Below are 8,295 nucleotides of genomic sequence, written 5' to 3'. Positions count from 1 at the left end.
AGTAGGACGTCGCCAAGCAACTGTAAGACGAGTCAGAATGACTCGTCTTTTTTGTATGCCTTCATACCTCTGTTAATTGCCTGTTTAACTCCTTCTAAATAGGCGAATCCATGTCTTTTATCTGGTTCTAAGTAAGTACCTTCTGCCCATTCATTCCATGCATTAATAAATAAAAACTCGCTGTTGTAAAGGGAATAGGCACGTTGGATTTGCTTACTTAAATATATCGTGAACTTCTCAGGGGTAGAACCTAAGAAGATGCTGCTATTTAAGTCTTTGCGGCGTGCGGTGTTGTCCCAGTCAACAAAGGCACCGGGAAAAGTTTTTTTCTCTGAAGGAGATCGCTTTAATATATACATCCACACTTTATCATAATCCCAAGCATTTATTTGTTTACCAGACTCATATATTGTTTTATTTATATCTGAAGAGCTATCATGAGCAATTGTATAAAAAGGCTCAAATTGAATGCTAGCATCGAATCCATTTATATTAGGAAGTGGAAAGCTGTTTAATGTTTCTACGAAGTATATACCTTTTAAACCATTTTCTGTTGCGAGTATATTCCAGTAATTAAGCATTTGCTCACAATCAGGGATATGCCCAGGACGATAAATAATAAATAGTGGTTTATCATCTATACGGATATATCTCTCATCTTGGAAAGCTTGTAATAAATACTCAAAGTGTTTTTTCCAATCCGATAACTCTCCGTAATTTTGAGGCATTAATATGTGACTATCAAGGCCATCCCAAGTTTTTGTCCACGGTTCATTTGCCCAAGAAAGGCAAAATGGAAAATCGGGTTCGCCCGTCTTAAGTACTTCATTAAAGGGTGTCTCTAATAGCCTCTTTCCTTTAAACCAGTAATGGTAATAACAAAAACCATATATGCCGTGTGCTTTGGCAATTTCTGCTTGCCATTTTCTTACGGATGGGGTGGTTAAGTCATAATAAAAATCTTGATAAGGTTCTCTAGGTTGATAATGTCCTGCAAATAAAGGTCGTGCACTTTTAGTATTTGTCCATTCAGTAAAACCTTTCCCCCACCAGCGGTCATTTTCTTTTATTTGATGAAACTGTGGTAAGTAAAAAGCAATTATTTTCAAGGTATATCCCCCTTATGTTCTTCGTAATTCAAGTGGTGGGAAGTTACTTTTGACTTTTGGGATCCAGTTTAAAGCGATGGATAGGTTATTTACTTACTACTTTGTTATGCTTCATAATGAATTCGTTTTTACAGTTTGCTCGATAGAGGAATCTTGGATGATTTAATATATATGGCTGAGATAAAATGATTTTCATTATGAAATTACGTGCATTATTATGAACGAAAATAGTTAATCTTTTTGGAGAACAAATAGGGCTTGGGGTAATCGGTTTACATCATCGAAAAAGTCCCGTAGCTTTAAATACTTTTCATAGTGATTTTTAATATAAGTTTTAGGTATAACAGTTTCTCCGTAAAAACTACTATTTCTAACGTCACCAGCTCCTGTAGGACTGTGAACAAAATTGCCACTGTCAAAATCCGAGATAGCACGATTTATATCCGGAAAAGCTTGAGATAAAGTTTTATGCCACCCGGTTTGAATTAATTCAGGATGTTCCTTGAATTGTTGACAGAAATCGAGAAAATAGCGTGCTTGTGTTGTTCCAATGAAGATTCCACCTGGACGAAGAATTCTTGAAAATTCCTTTATCCAATGTTCTGCAGTTTCTTCGGATAAATGTGAGAATACAGAATAAGCGAATATGATGTCTAATGAATTGTCGCTAATAAATTCTACAGGGGGGTGTGGATTAGCTGTTTTGTATATCCCTCTTCCTAATGTTTCATTACAAAGAGTAATCATCAAGGGATCTACATCAATACCAAGTAAATTTTCATCATGAACATCTCTGAAAAAGAAGCGTATAATTCTTCCCCATCCGCAACCAAAGTCTAAAATTTTACGTTTTTTATTCAAGGGAACGCCTAAATTTTGGGCATATGTTTTTACATGGCTATAAAACAAATATGCTTCATAAAGAGCATGTTCATAGGAAGCACCTACAAATTGTTGTTGAATTTCTTCGGGGGGGAACATAGGTACTGGGATGCCATTTATCTTTGTTTGTGAGCAACTTTGTATAAATAGATTTAGAAGTTCAACATCAGAAAGTGGGCTAACAAGGTTATCAAAATCACTTCCTAACTTAAAGTTATTCATTTGTTAACCTCCAAATTATATAGTGCCTAAAAATTATGTTCGTGTTTTTTACTAATAAAAACATGAAGAAATTCAGCATCTAATCCTAGTGATCTATCCTTTTGTAAATAAACAATTGTATACATGTTTGCATGTGTATAAATATATTTAATCATATCTTGACCCCAATCAAATGTTACTAAAGACCCATTCTCATCAATAGGATTTCCATGATAAATTGGCTCTTCCATATACTCAATTCCTTCTTTATTGATTCTTGCTCGTTGTAAAGTCTTTGGGAGTGTATGATACCAAGGGACAGTAAACACATGAGCGCCGCCAGGCTTTAATACACGTTCTATTTCTTTAAAGGCTTTGTTTGGCTCCATTACATGTTCAAAAACATCTTGAGTAATGAACAAATCAAAAGATTCATTTTGGAAAGTCATATTTTCTAAGTTCTCACATCTAATTCCTTGAAAGTATTGACCGAGAGGGTAGTTTTTAAAGTATTGAGAATATGTATAGTTTTTACAGTTTTTTATTAGTAGTTGAGTTGTAATCCCTCCAGGAGAGGATTCGTGGATATGATAGGAATCCCATTTAGGAAAAAATGTATTTAAAACATGGATTAAAGCGCGTTGCCTTGGTATAGAGTGGCATGTAGAACATAAGTAGTGATCTCTAAGCCAATCATTATGCTCGATAAATGTAGCTTCCTTCTCACAAATAACGCAGTATCCATTATTGTGCTTCAAATTACCTTCCACATGACATCACTCCTGTGTAAAAAATGCATATCGCACACACGTCACCAATCAGCTAAATCAAATTGAGTGGGTGAAAATTAGGGAACCCATAAAAGTAATATTGGTAGAAGAGAATAATTAGTGGGGAGAGAACCCACACAGTAATTAAAGTTTCACTTTATGCTATGCGATATATTTGCTTTTATTCATTGAAGAATATATAGACTTAAAATATCCCTTTCGTGTATGGATACATTTCAAAGTCCTTTGCGTATATTTCTGTAACTAAATCCATTGTTTCTTTGTCATAAAAGCTTGCGTATGTTGGAAATCGGGGAAAGGCTTCATCTGTAATACTAAGCTCTGCATAGCTTCCTGTATAAACCATCTTGTGAGCGCGATGATGACCTGAACTTGTAATTTTTGTTAGGTCGGATTTAATTAAACCGTATTCGTTTTCTATTTTGGGAATTTGTTTATTAAAATCTTCTAAAGGTATATAGCGTTGGATAAAAGCTTCTTCACCTTGGACGTATTGTTGACTAAAATGCATATCTGTTACTTGGGAATTGGAACCAAGTGTTTGAACGTAATATAAAAATTGTTTGAATGATATTCCTTGTTTACTATGCTTGTCATTATAAAAACACTTTCGGATACTATCCCATTGAGGGCTAGCATAAGGATTGTCAGCAAGTAATAAAAATGAGCTAACGGCCCTTGTATAGGGATTTCGTACGAGTTTACAAACATGTTTTTTTGATTCTAGCAGACAGCTATGTAACGCCTGTATATAATTGGGGTTATTTTTATATACCCAGAACTCATAGTAATGAATAAAATCATTGTATTTCTTTGCTTCAGGAAATAATCCAATTTGAAAGAAGAACCAATTAGCTAATGCGGTACATCCGCTTCTATGACTCCAAAATAATATAAGGGGAAAATCCTTATGGAAATGCGGGATTCGATCTTTATGTAGGGTTACATAATTTAAAAGTTCTTGATGTATATTTTTCATGAGTTTAACACTCCTTTTTTTAAGGGTATAGGAAGAGGATTTTTTATTAATCCAATATATTCATGGGAATGAGTAAATATTATGAGTGTATTTTGCTGTCATCTTAAATAAGATAACGATTCTAAAAGGGAAATGTAAAATAAAGATAATGAAAATGTATAAGGGGCATACAATTATAAGAGAAGAAATAATAGAAGTGTCCAAGTTCATTTATTTGTATTTCTAGGTGTGATAAGCAAAAATCTTATTACTAGAGAGGATATTATGGGGAAGAATAATTATTTAATAGTAGGTGGAAATAGTTTCATTGGTATTAACCTCGCATTAGGTTTATTGAAACAAGGGCAAAATGTAAAAGTATTTTCCAGGCATATAAATAATTTTCCTCAAAATATTATAAGTGAGGTTGAATTTATTAAAGGTGATTTAGCCAATGTTGAAGATATATATAAAGCTTTAGTGAATGTGGATATTATTATTTATTTAGCTGCAACGTCTAATGTAGCAACTTCAATTGAAGATGTTTTCGGAGATATGAACAGTAGCTTTTTTTTTCTTAATTTCATGGAAAGTGTTAAAACTTTTCCTATTAAAAAAATTGTATTAGCATCTTCTGGAGGCACAGTTTATGGTGAACCGGAATATTTACCTATTAATGAGGAACATCCATTAAAACCACTTTCTCCTTATGGAATAACAAAAGTGTCGCTTGAAAATTATTTGTACTTTTATAAGAAAAAATATGGAATTGACTATGTTGTATGTAGATATTCTAATCCATATGGGAAATATCAAAATCCTTTAAAGAAAGTCGGGGCAATAAATTGTTTTTTGTATCAGCATCTCAGTAATGAAAAGATTAATATATATGGGAATCCACAAGAGATTATTCGAGATTATATTTATATCGATGATTTAGTGGAAGTCACTATACAACTATCGCAATTAAATAACTTGAAATCTTGTGTGTATAATATAGGGAGCGGCAAGGGGCTCTCTTTAAAACGAATTATAGTAGAATTGGAGAAATTAACGGAAAGAAAAGTGGACTTTATCTGCTATAAACAAAAGCAAGAAAATGTTCAAAAAATCATTTTAAATATAGATAGAGTAAGACGAGATTGTAATTGGGAACCGAAAATAGATTTCAAAAGTGGAATTAGGTTAAATAAGCTATGGATTGAAGAGTTCTTATATAGTAAAAAATAATAAGCCATGCCCTACTTCTGTATAAGTAGAGCGTGGTTTATTATTTTATTTCTTTTTTTATTACCCAAAGGTCTTGATGTTCCCACCAAAAACCTTCAGTGTATTTTTGGATGATAGGATTATAAGGTAATAATTTAATTTTGCCACATACGTAAGAGGGGCTAACGATCGTTTGCCCGTATTGATGCACATCTAAATCCAGTTGTTCACTAGAGGGGAGAAACCAATAACCCTGTTTATTTAAATCTGGAAAGCCGAAGTACTTTTTACTTTGATATCCATGGGTTGTGAAAATGAATAATCCGCCAGGGGAAACAGCATTATACAATGTTTGAAGCCAACGAAACCAAGTTGTATCAGGCATATGAGAAAAAAAGGATAGACAAAAAACGATATCATACGTAGACGATAATTTTACTTGTTCAGGTTCAGGATGAGATAAGATAGAAGAAGTATGTAATGTGCGTTCAATAAAAGTAATAGCTTCTTCATGTATATCACAGGTAGTTATATGTAAGTTCGTTTGTAGGTGTAATAAATGACGTGTTACGCAGCCATATCCGGATGCGAATTCTAATAATTCAATTGGAGTGTCTACAGGAGGATAAAAGGAAGTAATTAAATCTAAGAGTGTTTCTGCTGATTTTCTTCCATCTTTAAAATAATAATCTATCGCTTCTTTTTTAGATGGAAAGACTGGATTCGTGACAAGGAATTGAAAGATATGATCCTCTGGGTGGATACTTGCATTTACATTGTAGTTGTGTGCAATTTGAGAAATCAAACCTTTATTTGCCTCTATAAATTCTTTCAAAGCGTAACCCCCTTAAATAATAGTAATGTCTTATAAGAGATACGGATGGTAAAGAAAATATATAATTAAACCTTCAAATATGCCTTAAGGTACTTTCTATATGCATACATTTTCTTTTTTGAAATGTCGTCGATAGTAAAGGCGTCTGTAATGAAATTCTGCATTTGTATAACTTCACTGTAATGGGAATATGAATATTCTGTTTTCGTTACACTATTTGTATGTCGTCTATGATAGTTTAGAGGTTTTGGATTGAAATAAATGTTCCCCTCTTTAAGAATAGAAACATAGAAAAACCAATCACCAGCTACTTTAAACTTTTCCAATTGTTTTGCTGTTGTTTTTATATCTATGTTTTTAAAAACCACGCTTGAGACATTAGGTATGGTGTTTTTGATAAGTAACGTATCTTGTATTTCATCTATCCCTTTTCGGACATAAGAACTCTGCCATTTCTCCTTATCAATATCATTGGTGTAATCCAAATAATGATTAGCCAAGGTATTTCCTTGTTCATCTATTTGTTTTGATTGTGTGTAGCTTAGGGCAACATCACTATCTATATGAAACCCTTGTATTACTTCTTCTAAAAATGTCTGATCACATAAGTCATCGGCCTCAGCAATCCAAATATAATCACCGGTTGCTGCAGAGATACCTTTTATCCATTGTTTAAATACAGAACCAGAGTTTTTATCATTAATAATCTGCTGAACTTTCAGGTGGTGTTTATTTTCGTTTGAGAGCAGCTTTTCAAATATAGATACGCTATTGTCAGTAGAGGCATCGTCTAGGAAAATTAGTTCGTAAAGGGGATAGGTTTGATTTAATATTGATTTAACTCGTTCGGGTAAGTATTTTTCGTAATTATAGTTCGGTATAATGACGCTTATTTTTTTATAATCATGCTCAAGCAAGTTTAATAATTGATAAACGTAATGAAGAAAGTTGAAATCTTTTTCAATAAGTTCTTGGCCAAAGGTCCCTTTTTGTAATCGTAAATCCTCATCCCCGATAAATTCATATATTCTTTCCAGCATCATCGGTAAGTTTAAATAGTCTACTAATGCGCCGGTTTTTTCCGTAACAACATCTTCAAAACCTCCAGCGTTTTTAAACCCTATAACAGGGACTTTTGTATCTAATGCTTCTAAAACCACGTTTGGGAAAGGATCTTCTCTTGAAGTTAATAAATATAAATCAGCACCAGCGTTATATAAACCGATATCTGGAGTAGGCTCCACTAATGTGAAATGTTCTGTATATCTAGGTGATAGCGTGTTTAAAAAGCGAACATCCGCTCTCCCAACCCAGATGAAATGAATATTTCTATGAATCTTTCTTACTGAGTAAGCAATAAGTGAGAATAAATCTATCCCTTTTCGATGATCAGCGAAACCTACCCCCAAAATGATTTTGCTATCTAGAGGCAGGTTGTGTTTTTTTCTTAATTCGTTTCTCGCTTTTGTAATATTGTTCTTATAAGGGTTGTGGTTAAACAAACCTTGAGGGAGGATGTGGCACTTTTGATGGTCTAATTGAGTGATTGTACGGAATTTTTCATACACGTATTGTGAAGGGAAGATAATTTTGTGAGCAGACTTGGCAATGTTTCTCGCTTTTCCCTCAGCAGAGTACTGTTGTATTAAATGCGGCAATTCATGTATTAATGAAATAACTTTTATATTATGTTTAGCTAGTAATGCAACTATATCACCACTTATGACAGTACTACATATGGCGACGGTATAGTCTTGTGATAATAACTTCTTTATTAATAATTCGACCGTTTCTTTCGTTGGGTAGTTTTCCTCTAAGCAATAAACAGGGCCATACTTTTGAAAATCGTGGATTAAGATGCCAGTTCCAATAGAAATAATTGCGACGGAGTAATGAAAGTTTTCTTTAAGAGCTTTAATAGTATGTAAAGAAAGCAGCTGTGCTCCGTGGAAATGGGCATCATGGGATACATAAATGATTTTCTTATTAACATGCATTTCATAACGCCTCCTAAGTTAATTAGATTTTTAGTAAATATATGGTGTATTTATCATTCCTCGAGAGAAGTGGTAGGAGATAATTGTGAATGTAATCGAAATAAAAAAGCTACTTTTAATATATATTTGTTTGGCTTGATATTCATTCTTTAGAAAGTATAAACTGTCGATTATGAAAGTGACTGCACTAGTTTATTACTCTCTAGGAACGGAGTATAAAAATACCCTTTATAATTTATAAAATAAAAAGGATAAAAGCTATTGACGATTAGAGTATAGAGGTGTAATATAGAACAAGTCGCCGATGCAATAA

At 33.2% G+C, this 8,295-nt stretch carries 7 protein-coding genes; 1 reads left to right on the top strand and 6 read right to left on the bottom strand.

All coding sequences use genetic code 11. From position 1 onward, the window contains the following. Positions 1-32 precede the first annotated feature (32 nt). From DN390_RS29950 to DN390_RS29935, 4 genes are all read right to left on the bottom strand, one after another. A complete protein-coding gene (locus DN390_RS29950; protein ID WP_147809303.1) occupies positions 33-1,109 on the bottom strand; it encodes a glycosyltransferase WbsX family protein in 1,077 nt (358 codons plus the stop codon). A 231-nt stretch (positions 1,110-1,340) separates the two neighbouring features. Continuing rightward, a complete protein-coding gene (locus DN390_RS29945; protein ID WP_097952515.1) occupies positions 1,341-2,213 on the bottom strand; it encodes a class I SAM-dependent methyltransferase in 873 nt (290 codons plus the stop codon). A 26-nt stretch (positions 2,214-2,239) separates the two neighbouring features. Then, entirely contained in the window at positions 2,240-2,962 is a 723-nt protein-coding gene (locus DN390_RS29940) for a class I SAM-dependent methyltransferase (RefSeq protein ID WP_097952513.1), read from the bottom strand. Between the two features lie 205 nt (positions 2,963-3,167). After that, the gene (locus DN390_RS29935; protein WP_147809302.1) at positions 3,168-3,962 is read right to left on the bottom strand and encodes a sulfotransferase family 2 domain-containing protein; all 795 of its coding nucleotides are present in this window, start codon (positions 3,960-3,962) and stop codon (positions 3,168-3,170) included. Between the two features lie 264 nt (positions 3,963-4,226). Between DN390_RS29935 and DN390_RS29930 the strand changes: the two genes are divergently transcribed. Continuing rightward, positions 4,227-5,171 carry an NAD-dependent epimerase/dehydratase family protein gene (locus tag DN390_RS29930; protein ID WP_147809301.1) on the top strand — a complete coding sequence of 315 codons (945 nt, stop codon included), beginning with the start codon at positions 4,227-4,229 and terminating at the stop codon, positions 5,169-5,171. A gap of 40 nt (positions 5,172-5,211) precedes the next feature. Here DN390_RS29930 and DN390_RS29925 read toward each other — a convergent pair whose 3' ends face one another. Together DN390_RS29925 and DN390_RS29920 are read right to left on the bottom strand one after the other, a co-directional pair. Beyond that, entirely contained in the window at positions 5,212-5,985 is a 774-nt protein-coding gene (locus DN390_RS29925; RefSeq protein WP_147809300.1) for a class I SAM-dependent methyltransferase, read from the bottom strand. Between the two features lie 65 nt (positions 5,986-6,050). Further along, positions 6,051-7,982: a glycosyltransferase gene (locus DN390_RS29920; protein WP_147809299.1), complete on the bottom strand. Its 1,932-nt coding sequence runs from the start codon at positions 7,980-7,982 to the stop codon at positions 6,051-6,053. Positions 7,983-8,295 lie beyond the last annotated feature (313 nt).

This window comes from Bacillus sp. SH7-1, assembly GCF_008042405.1.
GTDB classification, from domain to species: Bacteria; Bacillota; Bacilli; order Bacillales; family Bacillaceae_G; genus Bacillus_A; species Bacillus_A thuringiensis_N.
The sequence above is the reverse complement of the archived record's forward strand: the minus strand, read 5'-3'. Positions and strand labels throughout refer to the sequence as shown.

Bases quoted from the DNA above. Each gene is read 5' to 3' on its own strand.
- DN390_RS29945 (WP_097952515.1), bottom strand. From the start codon at position 2,213: ATGAATAACTTTAAGTTAGGAAGTGATTTTGATAACCTTGTTAGCCCA.
- DN390_RS29935 (WP_147809302.1), bottom strand. From the start codon at position 3,962: ATGAAAAATATACATCAAGAACTTTTAAATTATGTAACCCTACATAAA.
- DN390_RS29930 (WP_147809301.1), top strand. From the start codon at position 4,227: ATGGGGAAGAATAATTATTTAATAGTAGGTGGAAATAGTTTCATTGGT.
- DN390_RS29920 (WP_147809299.1), bottom strand. From the start codon at position 7,982: ATGCATGTTAATAAGAAAATCATTTATGTATCCCATGATGCCCATTTC.